The organism is Pseudomonas neustonica, assembly GCF_003797945.1.
In the GTDB taxonomy this organism is placed as follows: domain Bacteria; phylum Pseudomonadota; class Gammaproteobacteria; order Pseudomonadales; family Pseudomonadaceae; genus Halopseudomonas; species Halopseudomonas neustonica.
The window spans coordinates 57,744-80,038 of sequence record NZ_RKKU01000015.1; the positions used below are offsets into that span (position 1 = coordinate 57,744).

Genomic DNA, 22,295 nt, shown 5'->3' on the forward strand with positions numbered 1-22,295 from the left:
CAAAGAGGCGCCAGTTCGGTGAGCGCTGCGGCAGCCGCTATGGCGTAGCAACGCGCTGGATACTCAGGGTGTTTTGCGCCTGATGAGCATCGCTCACAAGGGCCGACAGAGAACGGCATCCTACGTGTCAGCCGTTGGGTGTCAAGCCTGTTTGCGCATCAGGCTGTTGTATAAAAACGGTCAATGTTTGCAGATCACCGCGCGGGCAGTCCTGCAGTAGCTTTTGCAGCGGAGTACCGTCGGGCATTTGCAGGTCTGGCGCCAGTTCGGCGAGCGGGTAAAGCACAAAGGCGCGGGCGTGCATATGATAGTGCGGTACCTGCAAGCGGTCGCTGTTGATCCGGACGTTACCGAACAAGAGGATATCCAGGTCCAGTGTGCGTGGGCCCCAGCGTTCGGCCTTGCGCACGCGGCCTTGCTGGCGTTCTATCTGCTGCAGGCTGTCGAGCAATGCGTCGGCCTCCAGCTCGGTATCGAGTGCGACCACGGCATTGATGTAACCGGGTTGATCCTGCGGGCCCATGGGGGCGCTGCTGTAGAGCGATGAGCAGGCAGCAACCTCGGTTCGGGGCAGGCAGGCGAGTGCCGCGCAGGCGGCATGAACCTGCGCCGTTGGATCAGCCTGATTGCTGCCCAAGCCAATGTAGCAACGCGTCATCAGGCGTCCGACGGCTTACTGTTGCGCGGCTTGCGACGTGCGCGCGAGCGTGAACGCTTGGGGCCGCTCTTGTCGCCGCCTACTTCACGTACCATGCGCCGACGCTCATCGGGATTGGCGTCCTGATAGCGGGTCCACCAGTCGCCCAGGCCGTCAGTTTGCTCGCCAGCGCTTTCGCGTAGCAGCAGGAAGTCATAGGCTGCACGAAAGCGCGGATGCTCCAGCATCTGATCGGCGCGACGACCACTGCGACGCTCCAGGCGCGGCTGCAGATCCCAGATTTCGCGCATTGGGATGCTGAAGCGTTTTGGAATTGCCGTATGCCGGCATTGCTCGGATAACAGCTCCTGAGCAGCCTGCTGATGCGCGGGAATGCTCGGCACGCCCTGTTCTTCCAGATCACGTACCCGTTGTGGCAGTGCTGGCCAGAGCAAAGCCGCAAAGAGGAAGGCCGGGGTCACCGGTTTGCCTTGAGCTATACGTTCATCGGTATTGGCCAGCGCCTGCCGAACGATCTTCAAGGTATATTCGGGGCGATCAATGATAGCTTCGTCGGTATCAGGGAAGAGCGGGGCGAACAGGTCGTACTGATACAACAGATCAAAGGTATGTTGACCCTGACCGCTCATCAGCAGCTTGAGGACTTCGTCGAACAGGCGCGCTGCGGGGATGTCGTGCAGCAGTGGTGCCATGGACTCGATCGGCGCCGCGGTATGTTGCTCAATCTCGAAGCCCAGCTTACCGGCGAAGCGCACAGCACGAAGCATGCGCACCGGATCTTCCTGGTAACGCTTCTCGGGCTGCCCGATCAAACGTACCTGCTGATTACGGATATCGTGGATACCATTGGCAAAATCATGAATCTGGCCGCTGGTAACGTCGTAGTAAAGCGCATTGATAGTGAAGTCGCGGCGCTGGGCGTCCTGTTCGAAGGTGCCGTATACGTTATCGCGCAGCAGTCGCCCCGACTCACTCTGGCGTGACTGTTCGGCGCTGGTCTCTTCTTCATGATTGGTGCGGAACGTGGCAACTTCGATGATTTCACGGCCGAAGTGGACGTGCGCCAGCTTGAAGCGGCGACCGATCAAACGTGAGTTGCGGAAAGTCGCTCTTACCTGTTCAGGCGTAGCGCTGGTCGCGATATCGAAATCCTTGGGCTCGACATTCAACAGCAGGTCACGCACGCAGCCACCGACAGCGAAGGCCTGGTAGCCTGCCTGTTGTAGCCGCTCAACGACCGTTACGGCGTGCCGGCTGAGGCGTTCACGGCGCAGGCTATGCTGGCTGGCAGGGATGACAGTCGGGGTTGTTCGCTTGCGCTGAGGCGAGCCGAACGGGGAAGGGATTTTCTGCAACAGCTTCCGAATCATAAAAGTTGGTTTTCCAACAGCCCGTCAATGCCCGCTTACCGCAGTGCTGTCGGTTGAGGGCTTAGAATGAATGAATGAGTTTAAGTCTGGCGAGCCGGGACCGCCAAAATTGGCGAGTTGGGCCTAGCCTGAATTGTCTCAATTGCCGAGCATTCTAGCCTGAAATGGCTTGAAAGGTAAGGAACAATAGGATAGGGAAGATATAGGGCTTGAGGAGGGAGTCGGGAGATAAAGCCCAAGGGGAGCATTCACTCCCCCTAATGGTATTTTTTATTGTTGTTATTATCAGAGCTATAATTTTTTTTATACAGCAGCGACCAAGCTCGCCATGTGATAAACCCATCTCGGGTTGTCAAAAACAAACGGATTGCTTTGGAAGCTTAGGTTCAGTGTCGGCCTTTATGTTGCTATGGACGGTAGGTTGCTTAGGCAACTTTTATTTTTCTCTTGTCCATCTGAGCATCCTGCTCGCGACCTGACTGCTATTCTCCAAAAGAATCAGTTTGCTGCGTCTCTCACGTTTTATTTTTATTGTCTGTGGAGATGAATATTATTTTTATTATGTGTTTTGGTTTTTATTGTTGTTGTACTGGACATAAAGCATTTGCCGTGCCATCTTTTTAAAGTCATTTAAAAACAATGGCTTACGTTTTTATTCGTTTTCTCCTCCCGTGCTGCCTGTGGCAGTTGTTACCGTAAGCCTCGTAAAAGTGTTACCTCGCCCAAGGTGTGGGGTAACAGTTTTCGCAAATGGGGCGGGTAACAGGTAACACTTGCTGTCTCTTGACTGTTACTCAGACCACAAACCGCTCTGGCACAAGGGTGCCTCACGACTAAAGGCGCGCTCACAGCAGGTGTGTCAGCGCGCTTTTAGTCGGAGGAGATTAGAGAATAAGAAGCTGTTTAGCTGTTGGCGGTTTTCTTGCGTGGAATGCCAAGGCGCTGGCGACGTTCCCACAAGCATTTGCGGCTGATGCCGAGCTTGTGAGCCAGCTGTGTTTCCGTCATGTGCTCTTGGTGCTCGAGCACGAAGTGCTGGAAGTAGTCCTCCAGTGAGAGGTCTTCTGCAGGCTCCTGGCCGGGGCTGTCGGCGTGTTGCATGGTCTGCAGTGCATTGGCGGCCTCTGAGGCACGCTCGTACTCGGCGTCCAGTTCTATGCCCAGCAGGTCGGCGGTGATTTCGTCGTGGTCGCAGAGAATGGCTGAGCGCTCGATAGCGTTCTCCAGCTCGCGCACGTTGCCTGGCCAGGTGTAGTTGAGAATTGCGTTGCGGGCCTCGGCACTGAAGTGCAGCCCATGCTGGTTAGTATTGCTCGCGGCGCGTTCCAGCAGCGCTTCGGCAATCAGTACAACATCCTTGCCACGATCACGCAGCGGCGGCAGGCGCAGTTCAATCACGTTGAGTCGGTAGAAGAGGTCTTCGCGGAACAAGCCCTGACGTGCCATGGTCTTCAGATCACGGTGCGTCGCTGCCACCAAGCGCACGTCGACCTTGTGTGATTGTACCGAGCCAACGCGTCGAATTTCGCCTTCCTGCAGTACGCGCAACAGACGCGCTTGCGCCTCCAGCGGCAATTCGCCGATCTCATCCAGGAACAGGGTGCCGCCATCAGCAGCTTCGACCAGACCGGTGCGGCCTGCCGTTGCACCGGTAAAAGAGCCTTTTTCGTGGCCGAATAGCTCGGACTCGATCAAAGTCTCCGGAATGGCGGCGCAGTTAACCGAGATAAGCGGTGCCTTGGCTCGTTGTGAACGCTCGTGCATGGCCCGCGCTACCAGCTCTTTACCCGTGCCTGATTCGCCCTGGATCAGCACGGTAGAGTCGGTTGGCGCGACTTTGCTGATGCGTTTGAATAGGGTTTGCATGGATTCACAGGAGCCGATAATCCCCATGTCGTAGTCGTCACCAGGCGCAGCAGCGACCTTTGGTTTGGCACTGGCAGTTTTGCTCGCGCTGCTCTCAACCGGGCTGCTCTTGATCTGTTCGCGCTGACTGCGGGTGGCGATGATGCGCTGCACGGTTTCGACCATTTCATCGTGGTCGAACGGCTTGGCGATATAGTCAACCGCACCCTGCTTCATTGAGTCGACAGCTGAGCGCAGGCTGGCATAGCTGGTCATGATCAATACCGGGGTATCAGGTGCGCGCTTGATCATCTCGGTGCCAGGCTCGCCCGGCAGACGCAGATCGCTGATGATCAGGTCAAACGTCTTGAGATCATATTGCTCTGTCTCGGCGACAGAGCCGGCTTCCTGTACCTGGTATTGGTGCCGTTCCAGCATTCGCTTCAAGGCGGTGCGGATAATGGCTTCGTCTTCAACTACCAGTATGTGTGACATGTAAACCTCATGCGTGACGGCACCCTGGAATACTTCAGGCGTAGGCACCGTTACTGATATTGCTGTAACGCGGCAGGGTTATGGTAAACCGGGTGCCACGCTGGGATGTATGCTCGACTGGGCTGTCGATAGTTATCTGCCCATAATGCTCTTCGACAATGGAGTAAACCAGTGCCAATCCAAGCCCGGTTCCTGTCCCCGGCTCCTTGGTGGTGAAGAAGGGCTCGAACAGGCGATCCATAATTTCCTTATCAATACCGCTGCCCTGATCTTCAATTTGCAGCAGCACCTGGTGCTCGTTTATCTGGGTGCTGATGGTGATGCTGTCGCCATTTTCGCTGGCATCGCGCGCGTTCCCTAGCAGGTTGATCAGGACCTGAACCAGGCGCTGCGAATCACCCGATACCCGATGCGCCGGATCACACAGGTTAACATACTTGACCTCCGGCCCTTTGCGGTTGAGCGAGAGCAGATGTATCGCTTCGTTGCTGCAGGCGGCCAGGTCGACTTCTTCGTTGGGGTGCTGGTGGCGGCTGCCGACGTGGGCAAAGTTGACCAGTGACTGCACGATGCGCGATACCCGTCGGGTTTGTTCGATGATCTGTTCGGACGCCTCACGCGCCTCCAATTGCTCGGACTCGTCGCGCAGATTTTGCGCCAGGCAGGCGATACCGGTGATCGGGTTGCCGATCTCGTGAGCGACGCCAGCAGCGAGCCGGCCAATCGAGGCAAGGCGCTCGGAATGCATCAGTTCTTCTTCCAGCATCTGATTTTCGGTCTGGTCTTCGATCAGCAAAACCAGGCCGCTGCCGCCAACGTATCCCGGTTCGTCGATCGCAGCCTTGTGCAGACTGAGCCACTGCGTCTGGCCTTTGACCAGGAGCTTTTGCTTATGCATATGCGAAGACTGGTCATCGACAAAGCGGCCCAGCAGCTCACTCCAGGGAGCGGGCAAATTGCTTAGCCGGGAGCCAATCACGCTGTCCGCCTCGATCCCGGTCAATGCTTGCATGGCGCGGTTCCACATCAATACCTCATTGTCCTGCGCCAGCGAGCACACGCCCATGGGCAAGTCCTGCAGCGTCTGGCGGTGATAGCGGCGCAGTGCATCCAGCTCTGCGGCAAGACCGGTGAGGCGCGAATGATAGTCTTCCAGACGATTCTCAATGAAGTGAATGTCTTCGGTTACGTAGCCATCACGTCCCATTTTGAACGGCAGAAAGGTCTCGATGATGTCTTGTGCTACCGAGGGTCCCATCAGGCCGGACAGATTAGCCTCGAGTCGGTCGCGCAGACGGCGTAGGGCATAGGGGCGGCGTTCGTCGAAGGGTAGCTTGAGGTCATGCAGTGCCTGTTCTACTTCGTATTGCGCGGTCTTGTTACCCAAGGGTTTGGCCAGCTGCTGAGCAAACTCCTGCGGTGACGAGGCCATCAGTTGAATGCGTTGTGGGCGACTGACGTTGTCGACCGAGCAGGCTTCTGCAGCGCTTTGTTCTTCATCACTGCGCTGGGTAAATAGCGAGATCAAGGTCAACACCACCACGTTGACCGCCAGTGAGCTGATGGCTGCTACGTGCCAGGTATCGGCATTGAAGCTCAGGGTCAGGCCGAACAGCTGCAAGCTTGGCAGGCTGGTGACCAGTGGCAGCAGCAGGGTGATTGCCCAGACGGCCATGCCGGCAATCAGGCCGCTGATGAAGCCGCGCCTATTGGCCTGTGGCCAATAGAGCACAGACAGGGTGCCGGGCAGAAACTGTACGGTAGCGACGAAGGAGGCGATGCCCAGGTTGGCCAGATCCTGCTCGGCACCGAGCAAGCGATAGAAGCCATAACTGGCCATGATGATCGCCGCAATTAAAGTGCGCCGCGTCCAGAGTAACCAGCGGTAGATATTGTTGTCGGCACTGGGCTGGTAGAGCGGCAGCACCATGTGGTTGAGTACCATGCCCGACAACGCCAGGGTGACCACGATGATCAGGCCGCTGGCGGCTGAAAGCCCACCGACGAAAGCCAGTAGCGATAGCCATTCCGAGCCGGCGGCAACGCCCAGACCCAGTGAAAAGTACTCAGGGTTGGTGGGTACGCCCAGATGCAGGCCGGCCCACAGAATCGGTGGCACGGCGAGGCTCATCAGTAGCAGGAACAGCGGCAGCCCCCAGCTGGCGGTACCCATGGCGCGCGGGTTGAGGTTTTCGGTAAACGCCATGTGATACATGTGCGGCATGACGAAAGCGGCAGAGAAGAACACCAGCAGTAGTGTACGCCAGGGGCCTTCCTGTAACGGGGTATGCAGCGTCTTGAGTGCTTCCTGATTGCTGTCCAGCCACAGCTGCAGACCGGCTGGGCCATCGAAAACGACAAAGAGTGCATAGAGGCCAATAGCACCAATGGATATCAGCTTGACCAGCGATTCAAAGGCGATAGCAATGACCAGGCCTTCATGTTTCTCGCGGGCAGAAATGTGCCGTGCACCGAAGAGAATGGCGAATAGCGTGATCAGGATGCAAAAGCCGAGTGCGACTGTGCCCTGGCCGGATTGCTGCGTGAGTATTTGTACCGAATCGGCAACCGCTTGAATCTGCAACGCCAGTAGCGGCAAGACGCCCACCAGCATGAATACTGTGGTCAGGGTGCCAGCCCAGGTGCTGCGGAAACGGAAGGAGAACAGGTCGGCCAGCGATGACAACTGGTAGGTACGGGTGATGCGTAGTATCGGATTGAGCAGCACCGGGGCCAAAAGAAAGGCGCCACATACGCCAAGATAGTAGGTCAGGAAGCCATAGCCGTACTGATAGGCCAGGCCCACCGTGCCGTAAAATGCCCAGGCGCTGGCGTATACCCCGAGCGACAGGGTGTAGATTGCAGGATGGCGCAGAACCGCACGAGGTAGCAGACCGTGCTCGGTAATCCAGGCAACGCCAAACAGCAGGATCAGGTAACCAATACTAATCAGCAGCAGCTGACTGAGGTCAAAGCTCATCGGCATCTTTTGGGCTCTGTAGCAGCATGCCGGCGATAATCAGAATCAGCCACAGCACGTAGGGACGGTACCAGGCACCCTGGGGTTCTATCCACCAGTCCATGATGGCCGGGGAGAACAGGTAAATGCCGATCACCAGCAGCAGTACCAGTCGGTAGATATACATGGGTATCCGTTGGGTTTTGGGCGGCCGTTGGTTGTCGGTCCGCGATGGTCAGGTTCTGATGGTAATCAGGCTGCTGCCCCTTGCCAAGGGCGTCAATCAAACAGGCGGTCGTGCGGTAGGCTTTGGGTTGGGCTGAGGCGCTCTGGTTGCCAGTGCGCGATAGCCCATTCCAGTTGCTTTTCAACGCTGGCACTGCGTAACGAGGCTGGCGGTTGCTGGGCCAATGCCTGCAAGGCGCGGAACAGTTCAGCCGGCGCCCTGGTCGGATCCAGAGGGGTTGAACCGAGTCTTTTGCTCAGCTTCTCGCCATCGGCGCGCAGTAACAGCGGAATGTGCAGGTAGCGCGGCAGCGGCTGGCCCAGTAGCTGGTAGATCCACTGTTGGCGGGGCGTCGAGTCAAGCAGGTCGGCGCCGCGCACTACGTCGGTTATCCCCTGCGCTATATCGTCCAGCACCACCGCCAGTTGATAGGCATAGATGCCGTCGCGGCGGCGGATGATGAAATCTCCCAGAGTAGTCGTCAGGTCCTGGGTGAACGGCGGCTGCAGGCGGTCCATCGTGGTAATGGGCTGCTCCGGGACGATCAGCCGAACCGCATGATCTTCAGCGGGAGGCAGTTGACGGTGGCGGCAGGTGCCAGGATAGACGCCACCGAATTCGGCCAGTTGGCGGCGTGAGCAGTCACAATAATAGGCTTGTCCTTGCGCCAGCCATTGATCGATCTGGGCTGCATACAGGCCGAGTCGGCGGTGCTGGTAAAGTATGTCGCCATCGCTGTGCATGCCGTAGCAGGCTAGCGTATCGATGATGTGTTCGCTGGCGCCGGCGATGCTGCGCGGTTGATCCAGATCTTCCATCCGGATTAGCCATTGGCCTTGCTGCTGGCGTGCGTCCAGATAGCTGGCAAGTGCCGCAACCAGAGAGCCAAAGTGCAGGTAACCGCTAGGGGTAGGTGCGAAGCGTCCGATGTAGGGGGCTGCTGAGTGCATATCGGCCGGTCAGACGGGGAATGAGCGCAGGCTGCGATGAGGCAGCCTGCGGACCACAGGTAAGGCTTAGCTGCCGACCTGCTTTTCCTTGATTTCTGCCAGCGTCTTGCAATCGATGCAGAGGGTAGCAGTAGGGCGTGCTTCCAAACGGCGAATACCGATTTCGACACCACAGGAATCACAGAAGCCGTAGTCGTCTTCTTCGATACGCTGCATGGTCTGGTCGATCTTCTTGATCAGCTTGCGCTCGCGATCACGGGCGCGCAGCTCCAGGCTGAACTCTTCTTCCTGGCTGGCACGGTCTGCCGGATCAGGGAAGTTAGCTGCCTCGTCCTGCATGTGGTGCACGGTGCGGTCGACTTCTTCCATCAATTCCTTTTTCCAGGTATTGAGGATGTTGGCGAAATGCTCGAGCTGCTGCTCGTTCATATACTCTTCGCCCTTTTTTTCTACATAAGGGACGAAGCCGCGGATCAACATTGATGTTTTTTGCTTGGCATTGCTGGGCATGAGAACCGCCTCACTTTTTGCTCGATCTTCCTGTTCCAGGTCCCACATACACAACCTGATGACTCGGCCGGTGGCCTGCAAGCGGGCAAAGCTACCAGAACCTGATCGCCTCCGCTACTGTTTAGCGCCAGAAGGTGTAACCGCTGACATTTCCGGCACTGCAGGCCCGCGTCTGGCACGGTATGATCGCGGCACATTCAGTTAGTTCAGGACGTTTACATGTCTCAGCAGCGCTGGGCCCAACGGGTTCAGGAAATTCAGCCTTTTCATGTCATGGCGGTGCTTGCGCGGGCGCGCGAGTTGGAAGCGGCGGGACGTGATGTCATTCATATGGAAATTGGTGAGCCGGACTTCACGACCCCCGAGCCGATCATTCGCGCCGGGCAGCAGGCGCTGGCTGACGGCCGCACTGGTTATACGCCGGCACTAGGCTTGCCAGCATTGCGTGAAGCCATCGCTGGTCTTTACGCGCAGCGCTATGGCATTGACCTTGACCCGGCGCGGGTGGTGGTAACGCCTGGTGGTTCGGCTGCGTTGTTACTGATCAGCGCGCTCTTGGTCGAGCCGGGCAAAAAAGTACTGATGGCCGATCCGGCCTACCCCTGCAATCGCCACTTTTTACGGCTGGTGGAAGGGCGCGCCGTGTTGGTCCCCACTGGACCGGAAACACGCTACCAGTTGACGCCCGAATTGATCGAGCAGCATTGGGATAGCGATTGCGTTGCCGTGTTAGCCGCCTCGCCGGCAAACCCGACCGGCACCTTGCTTGAGCGCGACGAGTTGGCCGCCATGTCTGCTACCTGCCGTCGACTGGGTGCTGAGTTGATTGTCGACGAGATTTACCACGGCCTGACTTATGGTGTGGATGCCTGCTCGGTGCTGAATGTCGCGGACGACGCCTTCGTGCTCAATAGTTTTTCCAAATACTTCGGCATGACCGGGTGGCGTCTGGGCTGGCTGGTCGCTCCCAGGGATGCGGTGCCGGCACTGGAAAAACTCGCGCAGAATCTCTATATCTGCGCCCCGCATATGGCGCAGCAGGCAGCACTGGCGGCGTTCAATGAACAAAGCCGGGAGATCTGCGAAGTGCGCCGAGAGGCGTTTCAGGCGCGCCGTGATTTTCTATTGCCGTCGCTACGTCAGCTTGGCTTCAGTATTCCGGTGACCCCGCAGGGGGCGTTCTATTTATATGCAGATATGCAGGCATTGGGTGGCGATAGTCAGCAGCTATGTCAGCATGTCATTGATACCGAGTTTTTGGCCCTGACGCCGGGCCTGGACTTTGGCCAGTACCGTGCTGACCAGCACCTGCGGTTTGCCTACACCACCTCGCTTGAGCGGCTTGAACAGGGTGTTGAGCGTTTGGCTCGCGCGCTGCAAAGCTGGCCTGCATGCTGATCCCCTTTGAGGTGCCGCTGACACCCGCACGGCTGATCAAGCGCTACAAGCGCTTTCTGGCCGATGTGCAGCTGGAAGATGGTCGTGAGCTAACCGTGCATTGTCCGAATACCGGATCAATGCGCAATTGTGGGCAACCCGGTGATCGGGTTTGGCTCCGGTTAGAAAATAAGCCGGGGCGCAAGTTGCCGGGTGGTTGGGAGTTGGTTGAAGTTGCGCCAGGCGAACTGGCCTGCATTCACAGTGCGCGCGCCAACAAGGTGGTGGCGGCGGCTCTACAGGCCAGCCTGATTACGCCGCTAGCCGGTTACACGCAGCAGCGCGCAGAGGTGAGTTTGCGCAAAGGCGGGAGTCGCTTTGATTTTCTATTATCCGACCCGGACGAGTGTGTCGTTGAAGTTAAAAGTGTGACCCTGGCGCTGGGCGCAGGTGAGGGTGCTTTTCCTGACGCGGTTAGCGCGCGTGGGCAGAAGCATCTGATCGAATTGACCGAGCTTGCCGCCAATGGGCGTCGTGCCTGCCTGTTGTTTTGCGTGATGCATTCCGGAATTGACCGGGTTCGGCCAGCCGATGAAATCGATCCTGAGTATGGCCGCTTGTTGCGCGCGGCGGTGGCGGCCGGGGTTGCTGTGCTGGCCTGGTCGGTCTGGCCAACGCCGCAGGGCTTGCAGGTGCGAGGTGAGCTGCCGGTCTTGCTCTAGCAGACTATTGTCGAAAGCGGTTGTGTGTTAATCAAGCCAGACTTGTTGATCGCGGATATAGCATGGGCGTTGTTGCAACGACTGCCCCGCGCAGGGCCCGGCAACACACTCGCCGGACTCCGGCAGAAACAGTGCACCGTGGGTGGCACACTGAATCAAGCGGTTTGAGCTGTCGAGAAACTGATCGGCTACCCACTCCAGCGGCACGCCACGATGCGGACAGCGATTTTCATAGACGAAAACCTGCTCGCCCTGACGCACCGCAAACAGCGCCTGACCCCGGTGGTGAAAGCCTTTGCTGCCATAAAGCGGAAGCTCGTCCAGCTGGCAAAGGGGGGCAGGCAGTACATCATTATTAGTCATGCCGCGATTATCGCCGCCGCGCCGCCGCTTGGCCAGTTCTGCCTCAGATCTCCCAGACGATGTTGACGCTGGCGTTGCGGCCTGGCTGGCTATAGCGGGCAACGCCGGCTTGAGTCGAGGGCAGGCCGCGAACATCGGTCCAATTCCAGTATTGCTTATCGGTCAGGTTGTAAACCCCGCCGTTGAGTTGCACGCCTTCAGTGATTTGCCAGTAAGCGGTGAGATCAAGCAAGCCGTAACCCGCAGGCTGATACTGATTGGCGGTTTCAGTTTCGTCGATGCGCGATTTGTCGGCGACCAGGGTCCAGATCAGTTCACCACCATAGCGACTGGCTGGCTCGTCATAGCCAAGGCCCATCACGCCCTTGAGCGGGTCAATGCTGTTGATCGGCTGATCAGACTCTTCGTCGGTGCCGTGGGCATAGGCGAGGCTGCCGCGCAGCCGCGAACCCAGGGGCAGGCCGAGGGTGTCCAGGTACAGCTCACCTTCAGCTTCAGCGCCGTAAATGGTGACTTTGTCGAGGTTGACGTACTGAAACTCGCCGAATGGAAATCCGGGGGCTGCTGATGGCCGGCTGACTTGTTCGATAAAGTTGTCATAGCGGTTGTAGAAGGCCGCCACGCCAAAACTACCGGCGCTGTAGTTGCCGCGCAAACCTATCTCGTAGCTGTCGCTGGTCTCCGCCTCAAGGTCCTGATTAGCCAGGGTTCGGTACATGCCCGGGTTTTCAAACTCACCGAAGATTTCAATCGCCTGCGGTGCCCGGAAGCCCGCTGCATATTGCGCGTAGACGCTGTGCTCCGGGTTGATGGCGTAGCTGATGCTGAGCTTGGGTGATAGCGCGGAATCGCTGTAACTGGCTGGGTCATCGTCCGCCGGGTTGGTGTTGAGATACTGCTGGGTCACATCCGGTTTCATGCGGTAATGGTCGTAGCGCAGGCCCGGTGTGATGGTCCAGCTGCCGATGCGGATACGATCTTGCACGAAGGCCGCCAGCTCGAGCGTAGTTGGATCAGGGAAGTCGCTGGATGGTGGCTCGGCGGTGACAATACCGCTGCTGATATCGCGCTGTTGGCCGAGGCGCAAATCATCATTTCTCAGGCGCTTGGCGTCTATGCCATAAATCAGCTTGTGGTCGCTGCTGCCCCAGATCAGATCCTTCTCCAGTTGAGCGTTTAAGGCCCAGAGTTTTTCGCTGTAGCGCGAGTCGCGGGTGCGGTAGACGGCTGTGCCCCCGGAGACTCTATCCTGCAAGGTTTGCTGGCGGTTCTCGCTATCTTGGTAACTGAGCTGCCAACTGAGGCGGTCGACTAACAGGCTGTCCAACTGCATCAGGTGTTGCAGGCTGAAACGATCACGCGTTATCTGATCGTCCGCCTGCGAGGTGCGCGTGGTCGCAGTGTTGCTGTATTCGCTAAGCAGTCGCGTGTCGGCATCGTCTTTAAAGTGCTCGTAGGTCAATTGCAGGCGGCCGCCATCACTGTAATCCCAGCCGAGCTTGGCCATCAGGTTGTCGGTCGTAAAGTCGACGGGGTTGGCCTGCTCGCGGCTGCTGCCGCTGCCGCCTTTACCGCCATAGGTCTCCATCTCATGTCCGCTGCGACGGCCCAGGTGCAACATGGCGTCCCACTCGCCGCGGCGACCGGCCAGGGTGGTGCTGCGCAGCCAGCTGTTATCGGCGCTGTCATATCCCAGCTTGAAGCGTGCGTACTGGTCGTCGCCGGTGTGCAGATAGTCGCCCGCATCGCGGGTCAAAAACGAGACGGCGCCGCCAATGGCGTCGCTGCCGTACAGTGATGATGCCGGCCCGCGAATGATCTCTACCCGCTTGATGATATCCATATCTACGTAGTCGCGCTGGGCTGACAGGAAAGGTCCGAACGCGAAGGCATCCGGCACGCTGAGACCGTCGACCTGGGTTAATACGCGGTTGCCGCCAATGCCGCGAATGCTGACGCCTTCAGAGCCAAAGCGGCTCCCGGTGCCACCAACCGAGATACCGGGCTGGTAGCGCACCAGATCCTGAATAGTGTTGATGTTCTGGCGGTCGATCTGTTGTTCGTCGATGACGTCGACGCTGCCGGCAACATCGCCAACTCGCTCTTCCTGCCGCGTGGCTGTGACGGTGAGGGTATCAAACTGCCGTTTGGCAGGAGGCTCGGCCCATGCGGGCGCGCTCAGGGCGATCAGTAACCAGGGAAAGTAGTGCTTGGTGAGTGGCCTTGGATCAAAGGGCGCCATGCGCAAACTCCTTGTGTCTGTTATCGGTGTTGGGGTTGTAAAGCGGTAGAGATTGAATAATAATCTAATAGTTAATGCAAATGATTATTGTTAAGTTTAAATATGGATTGAGACGCCGGAGGCGGCAATGAAGCAGACAAGGCAGGGAAACTCATTGCTCTGGTGGTGTGTGTTGGGTACGTCAGTAGTGGCTCACGGCTTGTGGCTTTATGTGTGCAGCGACTCGATGCTGGCAATGCCGCTCAGCCAGACGCCAACGGCGTCAGCTGCACCCTTGACGCTGCAATTTGTGCAAATGGCGCCCGCTGAGGAACCGTCTGCGCAGCCATCAAGTCCTGTCATGCCGTCAGCGAAGACGGTCCGGCATGCGCCGGCCGCAAGCGTTGCTGCTGCGCCGATAGCCAAGATGCCCGAACCGGTGGTTGCGGCGCAGCACCCGGTAGAGGCGCAAGAGCGGGAACCCGCAGGCATCTCGGCATCCCGTCACGCGCAAGTAACAGCTGATGTGCAGCAGCTCGCGTCAGCGCCACTGGCGCAAACCTCGCCGGTAATTACCTCCGCCCCAGACTACCTCGCTCCACCTGCTGCTCCAGAGTATCCGCCGATGGCGCGCAAGCGTGGCTGGGAGGGCAAGGTCTGGCTGGAAATTCCAGTTAGTGCGCAGGGGCTTAGTGGCGAGCCGGTAGTGCTGCGCTCATCCGGCTTCGAGTTATTGGACCGAGCGGCGATTACCGCTGCTCTGCAATGGCGCTTCAGGCCCGAGCAGCGCGCGGGGCGGCCGGTGGACACCCGGGTGCAGGTGCCTGTCGCCTTTGCGTTGCGTTGACCCTTTATCGGCGATGAGCGCCGGTACCCGAATGGAACAGGAGAGGACTAATGATGATGCAACAGACTCAGCCGGGGTTCGCCGGTAACGATTTGCTTGATGCCTGGCGGCAACTGCGCGAGCAGCAGCCAGGGTTGCGCATACGCGACGGCGCGGCGCAGCTGAATGTCAGCGAAGCCGAGCTGGTTTACGCCTCGTTGGGACGCGGCGTTCAGCGTCTGCAGGCCGACTGGCAGGGGCTGCTGCATGGTCTGCCCGCGCTGGGCCGTGTAATGGCATTAACCCGTAATGAGCACTGCGTGCATGAACGGCACGGAGTCTACGACAACATTAGTATCGGCGGCAGCGGAAGCATGGGCTTGGTAGTCAACGGCGAGATCGATCTGCGCCTGTTTCTGCGCCACTGGGCCAGCCTGTTCGCCGTTAGCGAAGAGCTCGCCAGCGGTGGAATGCGCCGCAGCTTTCAGGTGTTTGATCATCAGGGGCGAGCGGTACACAAGATTTATCTGACCGACACCAGCAACGCTTCGGCCTGGTATGACCTCTGTGAGCAGTTGAGTGACGACAGCCCTGACGCCTTGACTATCGCCACCGCTGAAGCGAGAACTGCATCGCAGCCGGACCACCTGGTCGACCAGGCTGCGTTGCGCGAGGACTGGGCGCAGTTGATGGATACGCATCACTTTATGGCCCTGCTTAAGCGTCATTCCGTTGCTCGTGAACAGGCCTTGAGACTCGCCGGGGAGAGCTGGGCGGAACGCTTGCCGACGTCTGCATTGGCGCAGACCCTGGAGCAGGCTGCGGCCAGCCAGCAGCGCATCATGGTGTTTGTTGGTAATCACGGGTGTATTCAAATCCACAGCGGCCCGGTGCAGCGTCTGCGACGGCTGGGGGACTGGTATAACGTGCTGGACCCGGCTTTCAGTCTGCACTTGCGTGAGACTGCCATCAGCCAGCTGTGGCGAGTGCGCAAGCCCACGGCAGACGGCATTGTCAGCTCGCTGGAAGCCTATGACTCCGACGGCGAACTAATCCTGCAATTGTTTGGTGAACGCAAGCCGGGTCAGCCCGAACAAGCCGTCTGGCGTGAGCTGGTAGAAAGCCATGTGGGGGTATGAATTGCCTGAGTGGTTCGCCGCGCAGGGTGGAATCGCCTGGCCCTTGCTGCTGTGCTCGGTGATCACCCTGGCGGTGTTGCTGGAGCGAGCCCTGGTATTGCTGTTGCTACCGTCGCTGGCAGCGCGCGACCTGCAGTTGGCGCGACAGCAGTGCGGTCAGCCGCTTGAGCCACGGCGGGTTCGTCGATTCAGCTGGCAACAGGGAGTTGATTTGCTGCGCAGCCATCGGGGCGTGAGCAAGCCGCAGCGTGAGGATCTGGTCTCGGTCTGGTTGCTGGATGCCCGTCATTATCTGCAGCGAAGGCTACGTCTGCTGCAGCTGATTGGAGTGATGAGCCCAATGATTGGGCTCCTGGGTACGGTGCTGGGTTTATTGGTGATGTTTGCCGGAATCGCTGAGAGCGATAAAGCCGTCACCCCTAGCGTGCTGGCGGACGGCCTGTTTCAGGCGCTCTACAGCACTGCTTGGGGGCTGATTGTTGCTATCGCCGCGCTGGGTGGTGGTCAGGCGTTAGGCTTGCTGGGTGCCACTTATATAGAGCGCATGCAGCAGCTGTTCAATCGCTGTCTTCTAATGCTCGACGGTATTGGCGATGAGATACCTGCGACCACAGTCGAGAGGCCGGTAGCGGCATGATTGACCTACCTCAAGAGCCTGGAGCTGGCAGCCTAGTGGCGGATCTGACGCCGCTGTTGGATGTGATTTTCATTGTGCTGGTGTTCCTGTTGCTGACTGCCAATACCCCCTTGTTGGAAATACCCGTGGCGCTGCCCGATAGCGACTCAGCTGCGCCTGTGGCGCAGCAAAAGGATAGCGAACGTGCCGCGTTGGTGCTGCATGCCGATGGTCATTGGCAGCTGGCAGAGGAGACCTTTGCCAGTTGGCCAGAGCTGCAAACGGCGTTGCAGAAACAGCTAACGCCCCCACCGCTGGACGTCGCGGTAGAAAAGGGCGCGCCAGCCACGCCCTTGTTAAAGCTGCTGGCCTGGCTAAATGCGGCTGAACGTAGCGATACCCGTTTATTGATGGAGCGATCTGATGCTGAATAAGTTGTTTGTGTTGTGCCTGCTGGCTTTGTTGTCCGGGGCTGCAACAGCGCAGCCGTTGCGACTGGTTGCCGCCGGTGCAAGTATTACTTCGGTGATCCAGCGCCTGGATCTCGACAGTCTGCTGGTTGGTCTGGACAGTACCAGCGCACCACTAATGGCCGGGCGTGACTTGCCTAATGTGGGTTATCAACGCCAGTTGAGCGCAGAGGGAATACTGTCTTTGCGTCCGGATGTGCTGCTGGGGTCGGAAGAAATGGGGCCGCCCGCTGTGCTGGCGCAATTGCGTGAGGCCGGTGTCGAGGTAATAGTGCTTAACGCGCAGGCTAACCTGCCAACGCTGTATGAGAATATTGGCGCGGTGGGTCAGCGCTTTTCGCGTGGTGCGCAAGCTGAGCACTTGGTAAGCGAACTCAAGGCTCAGGTGGCAGCACTGCCCCAGGCTCCGGCTGAGCGCCCGCGCGCCTTATTTTTGCTCAGTCATAGCGCGGGCAGTTTGCTGGTGGGGGGCGCGGGGACGGCTGGCGATAGCCTGATCGAGCTGGGCGGCATGTACAATCCGGTGGCAGGTCAGTTCAGCCAGTACCGAAGTCTTTCAGCTGAGGCCTTGTTGCAGTTGCGGCCAGAATGGCTGATAACCACCAGTCAGAGCATTGATCAAGCGGGCGGTAGCGAAGCCTTGCTCGCACTGCAACCCGCGCTGGCCTCGACTCCGGCTGGCCATAAGGGCCAACTGATTAGCGTTGATGGCGCCTTGCTGGTAGGCGGTTTCAATCCGGCGGTTGTCGATACACTGGCGCAATTGCGTCAAGCTGCTGCCCAATCTGCGAATATGGCCCAGCGCGCCAACTGAACGTAAGGATGGAAGATGGTTGCGGCTTACCGCTTCAAACCCGTGATAACGCTACTCTTGCTTGCTTTGCTGTTGGTGGCGCTGCTGCTGTCATTGGCACTCGGGCCGGTTGCTATTCCGCTCGGCGATACCCTGCGAGTGCTGCTGCGCTGGTTCTCGACGGCTGATCTGCCAACTGATCAAGTGTTGATCATTGAGCACATTCGGTTGCCGCGTACCTTGATGGGTATTCTGGTCGGCGCCACCCTGGCCCTGACTGGGGCAGCCATGCAGGGCCTGTTTCGTAATCCGCTCGCTGATCCCGGCCTGATTGGGGTGTCCAGCGGTGCCGCGCCCGGTGCGGCACTGATGATTGTGTTGGGCAGCAGCCTGCTGTCGGCACTGCCATCGTTTGTTCTGCCTTACGCGACTGTGCTGGGCGCATTCGCAGGTGGGGTGATCACCACCTGGCTGGTTTACCGTCTGGGGCAGTCGGTGCAGGGTACGTCGGTGGCGAGCATGCTGCTGGCCGGGATTGCGATTGCTGCGATCAGCGGGGCGGTTATTGGCATGCTCAGTTACCTTGCCGACGATGCCATGTTGCGTACGTTGACGTTCTGGAACATGGGCAGTCTGGGCAGCGCAAACTATCAGCGAGTAGCGGTGTTAGCGCTATGTTGTGCCCTGGTCTGGTGGCGTTTGCCGCGCCAGGCCAAGGCGCTGAACGCGCTGCTGCTGGGTGAGTCGGAAGCTCGGCATCTGGGAGTGGATGTTGAGCGGGTCAAACGCGAGCTGGTGCTGTTGACCGCGCTTGGCGTTGGCGCCTGTGTCGCCGCTGCGGGACTTATTGGCTTCGTCGGTCTGGTGGTGCCCCATTTGGTGCGACTGTTGCTTGGGGCTGATCATCGCCGGGTCTTGCCGGTGTCCATGTTGTTGGGGGCGAGTCTGCTGCTGTTGGCTGATGTGGGCGCGCGGTTGCTGATAGCACCGGCTGAGCTACCGTTGGGCATCATTACCGCCTTGCTTGGTGCGCCCTTTTTTCTGGCACTGCTGATGCGCGCACAGCGCCGAGGAGGTGTCTGATGCTGCTGGTCGAAGGACTCTGCTGCGAGCGCGGGCGTAACAAGGTACTGCGTGATATTGATTTTAAGGTGGTAGCGGGTGAGGTGCTGGCTGTGTTAGGTACCAACGGGGCTGGCAAGAGCACGCTGCTTGCCAGCCTGACTGGCGAGTTGACACCTTCCGCTGGACGGGTTGAATTGGCCGGACGCGCGCTGGCCGATTGGCCCCCGCTGGAACGTGCAAGGCGCTTGGCCGTGCTGCCGCAAAGCTCATCACTGGCATTCGCCTTTAGTGTCACCGAAGTCGTAGCTATGGGCCGCCTGCCACATGCCAGCGGCCAGCAGCAGGATGATGCGATTGTTATGCAGGCTATGCATGCCACTGATGTCAGTCATCTGGCAACGCGCAGTTATCTGTCGCTGTCTGGTGGTGAGCGTCAGCGCGTGCACCTTGCGCGGGTACTGAGCCAGGTCTGGGATGCGGCAGGGCAGGGCTGCCTGCTGCTCGACGAGCCCACCTCTTCGCTCGATCTGGCGCATCAGCAGCTGATCTTGCAGCAGGCGCGAGATATGGCGGCGCGTGGTTTGGCGGTGATCGTGGTATTGCATGATCTTAATTTGGCCGCCCGTTATGCTGATCGTCTGTTGTTGCTGCATCAGGGGCGGGTTCGCTCTCTGGGGACGCCTTGGGATGTGCTTAGCGTAGAGCGTATTGCCGAGGTATTTGGTGTTGTCGTGCAGGTTGAAAAGCACCCGCTGCAGGACAGCCCACTGATTATTGTCTGAGGGTGAATTGATGAAGAATACTTACTGTTTGCTGGCGCTTTGCCTATCCGCTTCGGCTGGCGCCGCCGAGCTACCCGATTGGCAGGCGAGCGAGCATCGTAATGACGCGCATATCGGGCAGGTCTGGGATACTGCCGCTCAGCAGTGGCGAAGCGCCGATCAACTGGTGCAGTCGCTGGCTGGCAGCGCCCATGTGCTGGTCGGTGAGAAGCACGATAATCCTGACCATCACCAGTTGCAGTTGTGGTTGCTGCAGCAGTTGCAGCTGGTGCGTCCGCAGGGCGCGTTAGTCATGGAGATGCTGCAACCAGGGCAGCAAGTGTTTGTCAACCGTTTGCAGGGACAGCCGTTGCCTGACTCGCCCTCGCTGCAGAAGCAGCTGGCCTGGCAGGATGGCTGGGAATGGTCTTTCTATGGCCCCTTGGTGCGCTGGGGGTTACAGGTACCTGAGCGATTGCTGGCAGCCAATCTGGGGCGCGAACAGATGATGCTGCGCTATCGGCAACCCCCGCCGGTCAGTGCACGCTATTCCGCGGCGGCGCGTCAGCAATTGGAGCAGACCATCCTGAATAGCCATTGTGGCAAACTGGATTCTGCACAAGTAGCGCCCATGCTGGCCATTCAACAGGGCCGTGACGAGCAGATGGCACGTGCCCTGGCAGAAGCGCCAACGCCGGCCCTGTTGTTGGCTGGTGCTTATCACGCGCGCAAGGATCTGGGCGTGCCGCTGCACTGGCAGTCGAGCTGGGGGCAGGCACCGAAGGTAGTGCTGTTGCAGGAGGCGGGTGGGGCGGTGTTGCCGGGTGCGCAGCAAGCCGACTTTGTCTGGCTCACTCCGGCCCTGCCTGAGCAAGACTACTGCGCCAATTGGGGGCAGGACTAAGGTGTTGCCCTGTCGGTGCGCATTGCCGGACTCAGTTTGAGCATATCAAGGATGGCGTCAGCCACGTCGCCAGCTCGTTCGCTGAGACTCAGTCGGGTCGGTACCATCAGCCATTGGTTGATCACGCCGATGATAAAACTGTGCACGCAGAGCAGAGCAAGCTCCATATCCAGATCCGCAGGTAGTTCGCCACGCGCAACCGCCAGCTGCAAGGTAATCAGCAGCTGGTTGTCATGTTCCTGGCGCATGGCTTGCAAGTGCTTTTTCGGGCCGCAGGGCTCATCGGTATATTCGCATTTCAAGAAGATGACTTCGTGGACCCGGCGTGTAGTTGGGTCTGACTCCACGCGGCGGAATACTTGCGTGAGCAGTTCGCGGAAGAGCTCCAGGGGATGCGGCTCGTCGGGATCACGGGTGGCTTCGCTGAGTTCCTCGAGGGGCATGTGGATGCGCTGAAAAAGGGCGTCCAGCAGGTCTGCCTTGCCCTGGAAATGCCAATAAATGGCACCACGAGTAACCCCGGCGGCCTGCGCGATATCGGTCAGAGACGCTCGTGAAACACCCTTCTCATGGAAGCACTTTTCCGCCGCATCAATGATGCTTTGGCGCGTTTCAAAAGCTTCTTCTTTGGTACGTCTGGCCATGTTGTTCTGGTGTTTCTCGAGTGATTTTGTCCCGCAAGGACATTGTTTGTGAGCTAATGTTAACTGATGTTCAAAAGCACTTACAAACACTCATGAATGTAAGTATATTGTGCACCATTACCGCTGTCTCTCGTTTTGTGCTGAGCGAGTGTGTTGAGCGAAGATCAAATATTTCCGCCTTATAGAGGTTTCCCCATGTCGATCAAGCCAGCTCATGCTGCACTGATTCCGTTGTTAGCTATTACCGTGTTGCTTGGCGCCTGCCAGAAGCAGGAAGAGAACCAGCAGCAGGGCCCTGGTTCTGAAGATCAGGGGCCACCCAAAGTGGGTGTGGTAACGCTTAAGGCTGAGCATTTTGTGCTGACTACGGAGCTGCCGGGTCGCACGGCTGCCTATCGTATTGCTGAGGTACGGCCGCAGGTCAACGGCATTATCGAGAAGCGTCTTTTTGAAGAAGGCGCCGAGGTCAAGGCGGGTCAGCAGTTGTACCAGATTGATGATGATGTCTATCAGGCGACACTCAAAAGTGCCCAAGCCAGTGCGCTGGCAAGCCGCTCGTTGGCTGATCGTTACGGCATCCTGGTCAAGGAGCGTGCGGTTAGTCAGCAGGAGTTTGATGAAGCCCGTGCAAGCAGCCTGCAAGCGCAGGCGGCGCTGGATCAGGCACAAATCAACGTACGTTATACCAAAGTGCTGGCGCCGATCGCCGGTCGTATTGGTCGCTCAGCCTTCACCGAAGGCGCGCTTGTCAGTAATGGGCAGGCTCAGGAGCTGGCGACTATCCAGCAGTTGGATCCAATTTATGTCGATGTTACCCAGCCCGCACGAGATATGTTGAATTTGCGCCGTGACCTCGAGGCGGGACGGTTGGAGAGTGGCGGCGAGAACGCTGCCAAGGTAACGCTGACCCTAGAGGATGGCAGTGTCTATCCGTTGGACGGCAAACTGGAGTTTTCTGAGGTCTCCGTCGATTCCAGTACTGGATCTGTGACCTTACGAGCTGTGTTCCCTAATCCTGACGAAATGTTGCTACCCGGAATGTTCGTGCACGCGAAGTTGGTTGAGGGCGCCAAGAGCAATGCCATTCTTGCTCCGCAACAGGGTATTACCCGCACCCCGCGTGGCACTGCCACGGCCTTGGTAGTGAATGCCGAAAACAAGGTTGAGAAGCGCGAAGTTGAAACCGAGCGCACTGTTGGCAACCGCTGGTTGATCAACTCTGGGCTGAATGATGGCGACCGCCTTATTACTGAAGGCTTGCAGTTCGTGAAGCCGGGCGCTGAAGTATCCGTTGCGCCTGCCACCAATGTGTCTGAACAGCCTAAGCCTGGCTCTTCTGACTCGGGTGACAAGGCTTCTTCCCCCGCTCAGGAAGGGTAAT

General features: G+C 58.5%; 21 protein-coding genes. 11 read left to right on the forward strand and 10 right to left on the reverse strand.

What is annotated here, in order from left to right:
- Window positions 1-127 precede the first annotated feature (127 nt).
- The 7 genes from folK to dksA form a co-directional block, all read right to left on the reverse strand.
- Window positions 128-658 (reverse strand): 2-amino-4-hydroxy-6-hydroxymethyldihydropteridine diphosphokinase, encoded by a 531-nt coding sequence (gene folK / locus EF096_RS12450; protein WP_123889960.1) that lies wholly within the window; start codon window positions 656-658, stop codon window positions 128-130.
- A complete protein-coding gene (locus EF096_RS12455; RefSeq protein ID WP_123889961.1) occupies window positions 658-2,028 on the reverse strand; it encodes a polynucleotide adenylyltransferase PcnB in 1,371 nt (456 codons plus the stop codon). The genes folK and EF096_RS12455 overlap by 1 nt, the downstream gene beginning before the upstream one ends.
- A 903-nt stretch (window positions 2,029-2,931) precedes the next feature.
- Window positions 2,932-4,368 (reverse strand): sigma-54-dependent transcriptional regulator, encoded by a 1,437-nt coding sequence (locus tag EF096_RS12460; protein WP_123889962.1) that lies wholly within the window; start codon window positions 4,366-4,368, stop codon window positions 2,932-2,934.
- Window positions 4,369-4,402: 34 nt separating this feature from the next.
- Window positions 4,403-7,354: a sensor histidine kinase gene (locus EF096_RS12465; RefSeq protein ID WP_123889963.1), complete on the reverse strand. Its 2,952-nt coding sequence runs from the start codon at window positions 7,352-7,354 to the stop codon at window positions 4,403-4,405.
- Window positions 7,338-7,514 (reverse strand): hypothetical protein, encoded by a 177-nt coding sequence (locus EF096_RS12470; protein ID WP_090475058.1) that lies wholly within the window; start codon window positions 7,512-7,514, stop codon window positions 7,338-7,340. The genes EF096_RS12465 and EF096_RS12470 overlap by 17 nt, the downstream gene beginning before the upstream one ends.
- A 92-nt stretch (window positions 7,515-7,606) precedes the next feature.
- Window positions 7,607-8,503, reverse strand: coding sequence for a tRNA glutamyl-Q(34) synthetase GluQRS (gluQRS, locus tag EF096_RS12475; protein ID WP_123889964.1), 897 nt, complete (start codon window positions 8,501-8,503; stop codon window positions 7,607-7,609).
- A 66-nt stretch (window positions 8,504-8,569) separates the two neighbouring features.
- Window positions 8,570-9,013, reverse strand: coding sequence for an RNA polymerase-binding protein DksA (gene dksA, locus EF096_RS12480; RefSeq protein WP_123889965.1), 444 nt, complete (start codon window positions 9,011-9,013; stop codon window positions 8,570-8,572).
- A 219-nt stretch (window positions 9,014-9,232) separates the two neighbouring features.
- On the opposite strand from dksA, the gene EF096_RS12485 reads away from it, so the two are divergent.
- Together EF096_RS12485 and sfsA are read left to right on the forward strand one after the other, a co-directional pair.
- Window positions 9,233-10,411, forward strand: a complete 1,179-nt coding sequence (locus EF096_RS12485) for a pyridoxal phosphate-dependent aminotransferase (protein ID WP_123889966.1) — start codon at window positions 9,233-9,235, stop codon at window positions 10,409-10,411.
- Window positions 10,411-11,112, forward strand: coding sequence for a DNA/RNA nuclease SfsA (sfsA, locus tag EF096_RS12490; protein WP_235869732.1), 702 nt, complete (start codon window positions 10,411-10,413; stop codon window positions 11,110-11,112). Before EF096_RS12485 ends, sfsA begins: the two co-directional genes overlap by 1 nt.
- Before the next feature lie 27 nt (window positions 11,113-11,139).
- Here sfsA and EF096_RS12495 read toward each other — a convergent pair whose 3' ends face one another.
- Together EF096_RS12495 and EF096_RS12500 are read right to left on the reverse strand one after the other, a co-directional pair.
- Window positions 11,140-11,475, reverse strand: a complete 336-nt coding sequence (locus EF096_RS12495) for a Rieske (2Fe-2S) protein (protein ID WP_123889968.1) — start codon at window positions 11,473-11,475, stop codon at window positions 11,140-11,142.
- A gap of 43 nt (window positions 11,476-11,518) precedes the next feature.
- Complete coding sequence (locus EF096_RS12500) at window positions 11,519-13,717, reverse strand: TonB-dependent hemoglobin/transferrin/lactoferrin family receptor (RefSeq protein WP_123889969.1); 2,199 nt, start codon at window positions 13,715-13,717, stop codon at window positions 11,519-11,521.
- Window positions 13,718-13,844: 127 nt separating this feature from the next.
- Here EF096_RS12500 and EF096_RS12505 point away from each other — a divergent pair, with 127 nt between their 5' ends.
- Genes EF096_RS12505 through EF096_RS12540 form a run of 8 tightly spaced genes read left to right on the forward strand, consistent with a single transcriptional unit; the run spans window position 13,845 to window position 20,270 of the window.
- The gene (locus EF096_RS12505; RefSeq protein ID WP_123889970.1) at window positions 13,845-14,543 is read left to right on the forward strand and encodes an energy transducer TonB; all 699 of its coding nucleotides are present in this window, start codon (window positions 13,845-13,847) and stop codon (window positions 14,541-14,543) included.
- A 53-nt stretch (window positions 14,544-14,596) separates the two neighbouring features.
- A complete protein-coding gene (locus EF096_RS12510; protein WP_123890008.1) occupies window positions 14,597-15,661 on the forward strand; it encodes a hemin-degrading factor in 1,065 nt (354 codons plus the stop codon).
- Window positions 15,648-16,298, forward strand: coding sequence for a MotA/TolQ/ExbB proton channel family protein (locus tag EF096_RS12515; protein WP_123889971.1), 651 nt, complete (start codon window positions 15,648-15,650; stop codon window positions 16,296-16,298). Before EF096_RS12510 ends, EF096_RS12515 begins: the two co-directional genes overlap by 14 nt.
- Window positions 16,295-16,711: an ExbD/TolR family protein gene (locus tag EF096_RS12520; protein WP_123889972.1), complete on the forward strand. Its 417-nt coding sequence runs from the start codon at window positions 16,295-16,297 to the stop codon at window positions 16,709-16,711. The genes EF096_RS12515 and EF096_RS12520 overlap by 4 nt, the downstream gene beginning before the upstream one ends.
- Window positions 16,701-17,561: a heme/hemin ABC transporter substrate-binding protein gene (locus EF096_RS12525; RefSeq protein WP_123889973.1), complete on the forward strand. Its 861-nt coding sequence runs from the start codon at window positions 16,701-16,703 to the stop codon at window positions 17,559-17,561. Before EF096_RS12520 ends, EF096_RS12525 begins: the two co-directional genes overlap by 11 nt.
- Window positions 17,562-17,576: 15 nt before the next feature.
- Window positions 17,577-18,623, forward strand: coding sequence for a FecCD family ABC transporter permease (locus tag EF096_RS12530; RefSeq protein ID WP_123889974.1), 1,047 nt, complete (start codon window positions 17,577-17,579; stop codon window positions 18,621-18,623).
- Window positions 18,623-19,387 (forward strand): heme ABC transporter ATP-binding protein, encoded by a 765-nt coding sequence (locus EF096_RS12535; protein ID WP_123889975.1) that lies wholly within the window; start codon window positions 18,623-18,625, stop codon window positions 19,385-19,387. The genes EF096_RS12530 and EF096_RS12535 overlap by 1 nt, the downstream gene beginning before the upstream one ends.
- A gap of 10 nt (window positions 19,388-19,397) precedes the next feature.
- On the forward strand, window positions 19,398-20,270 hold the full coding sequence (locus EF096_RS12540; RefSeq protein WP_123889976.1) for a ChaN family lipoprotein: 873 nt from the start codon (window positions 19,398-19,400) through the stop codon (window positions 20,268-20,270).
- On the opposite strand, the gene EF096_RS12545 is transcribed toward EF096_RS12540, so the two are convergent.
- Window positions 20,267-20,914, reverse strand: a complete 648-nt coding sequence (locus EF096_RS12545; protein ID WP_123889977.1) for a TetR family transcriptional regulator — start codon at window positions 20,912-20,914, stop codon at window positions 20,267-20,269. The two genes, EF096_RS12540 and EF096_RS12545, sit on opposite strands and share 4 nt — an antisense overlap.
- A gap of 195 nt (window positions 20,915-21,109) precedes the next feature.
- Here EF096_RS12545 and EF096_RS12550 point away from each other — a divergent pair, with 195 nt between their 5' ends.
- Window positions 21,110-22,294: an efflux RND transporter periplasmic adaptor subunit gene (locus EF096_RS12550; protein ID WP_123889978.1), complete on the forward strand. Its 1,185-nt coding sequence runs from the start codon at window positions 21,110-21,112 to the stop codon at window positions 22,292-22,294.
- Window position 22,295 lies beyond the last annotated feature (1 nt).